2 protein-coding genes and 1 pseudogene are annotated in these 1832 nt (G+C 37.2%); all 3 read left to right on the top strand.

Going from position 1 to position 1832, the window contains the following annotated elements; all coding sequences use genetic code 11:
• Positions 1–190, top strand: a pseudogene (locus ACRCJ0_RS13105) (Zn-dependent alcohol dehydrogenase); the annotation flags it as partial.
• Positions 191–372: 182 nt separating this feature from the next.
• Positions 373–774, top strand: a complete 402-nt coding sequence (locus ACRCJ0_RS13100; protein ID WP_418147006.1) for a M20/M25/M40 family metallo-hydrolase — start codon at positions 373–375, stop codon at positions 772–774.
• 326 nt (positions 775–1100) lie between these two features.
• A complete protein-coding gene (gene dcd / locus ACRCJ0_RS13095; RefSeq protein ID WP_069285878.1) occupies positions 1101–1622 on the top strand; it encodes a dCTP deaminase in 522 nt (173 codons plus the stop codon).
• The last annotated feature ends 210 nt before the right edge of the window (positions 1623–1832 follow it).

The following is a 1832-nucleotide window of genomic DNA, read 5'->3' as shown; positions in this document are numbered from 1 at the left end:
CGGCCTTCGTGGTGGCCGTGCAGCTGTGACAACCCATGACCGTGCAGTCTTATTAGATGCAGTTCTTGATGGGCGCATCAATCCAGGTAAGGTATTCAACATGTCCTTTGATTTAGATGACGTGCAAGAAGCTTATGCAGCAATGGACGAACGCCGTGCCATTAAATCTTTACTCGTTATTTCTGACTAACTAAATTATCATTTCCCCCTAAACGATTCACCTGTAGACGGTCTGGATTGTCTTTGACAAGGATGAGACTTATACGATTTATGTGATAAAAATTTAGGGGGTTTATTTTGAAAAAAGAACAACGAATTGAAATCTTGCTATATATTGTGAAAATTCAATAGGTCAATGCCAATAAGAAAGAAATGGCTGATTACCTAGCTGATCTATTCGCAAAATATGATATTGAAACCCAACAAGTTGAATATGACGAAGGACGCAGTAACCTAATTGCAGATATGGGTAAGACCAAGGTAAAAAAATCAGTCGTATCTGGACACTTAGATATCGTTGAAGCTGGCGATGAATATGAATGGAAATTCCGGCCATTTTCTGGTGAAATTACCGGTGATAAACGATACGACCGCGGAACTTCAGATATGAAATCTGGTTTATTCGGCCTAGTCATTATCATGTGTGAACTAAAAGAAGAAGGCGCAGACTTAAATAGTAGCGCCCGAATATTTGATGCAGTTGGTGAAGAAATCGGCCGTATCGGGTCTAAACGAATGGTGAAACAAGGTTATATAGACGGAATTGATGGCTGAGGATGTTAAACCAGGAGGTCTTTCACCAGTGACAGACGCGGAAGCCTTTGCAAGTACGGAAAAAGACATTGACCTTGTTACATTTGGCCCAGGTGAAGAAAAATGACCACATCAATTAAATGAATATGTATCTGTTGAAGATGACTTAAGTAGAGTTGACTTGTTCAAAACCTATTTAACATAACAAATACTGTTGGTCGGAAGTGAATGGCTTCCGGTTTTTACTTGCATGTGTCCTATTTCCAAAAATCACTAGCTCGAAACCATCTTTCTTTTTGCCAAATTAAAGGTATAATGAAATAAAATAGTGAACAAAGGGTGAGTATATGATTTTATCAGGTAAGAAAATTGCTGAAGAGCAAGGAATTGGCATTAAAATAACGCCATTTAATGAAAGTCAGGTTAATCCCAATTCTTATAACTTGAGACTTTCAAATGAATTGGCCTATTACGAAGATGATGTGTTGGATATGAAGAAAAAACCAACCTTGAAATCGATTCAAATTCCTGAAGAAGGTTATTTATTAGAACCAGGCAAATTGTATTTAGGCCGTACAGTGGAATATACTGAAACGGATAAATATGTACCCATGCTTGAAGGCCGTTCATCAATTGGTCGTTTAGGTTTGTATATCCATGTGACGGCTGGGTTTGGGGATGTTGGTTTCTCTGGTTACTGGACCTTAGAAATGCACTGTTTACAGCCAATCCGCATCTATCCAAATGTTGAAATTTGCCAGATTTACTATCATACAATTAACGGTGAATATAATTTATATTCTTCTGGAAAATATGCCAACAACCAAGGGATCCAAGAATCACGCTTGTACCAAGATTTTATCAAATAAAGCGCCAGTCCAATTATGAATATTTTGTGAAGAAAAGCCATGAATATGGCTTTTTTTGTGAAAGCAAGTATACTTTGACCAAACCTGACTTTGTATGCGTTATAATATATTTATAGTTAAGGAGTGTAGAATCTGACAAGGATGTCAGGTCTAAATAACTTATATATTTTTGACAAAATGAGTAGGAGTGAATATATGAGCAAAAATAGG

This window comes from Aerococcus sp. L_32, from assembly GCF_050689315.1.
The sequence above is the reverse complement of the archived record's forward strand: the minus strand, read 5'-3'. Positions and strand labels throughout refer to the sequence as shown.

Coding starts and splice junctions, on each gene's coding strand:
- dcd (WP_069285878.1), top strand. CDS start 1,101: ATGATTTTATCAGGTAAGAAAATTGCTGAAGAGCAAGGAATTGGCATT.
- ACRCJ0_RS13100 (WP_418147006.1), top strand. CDS start 373: ATGGCTGATTACCTAGCTGATCTATTCGCAAAATATGATATTGAAACC.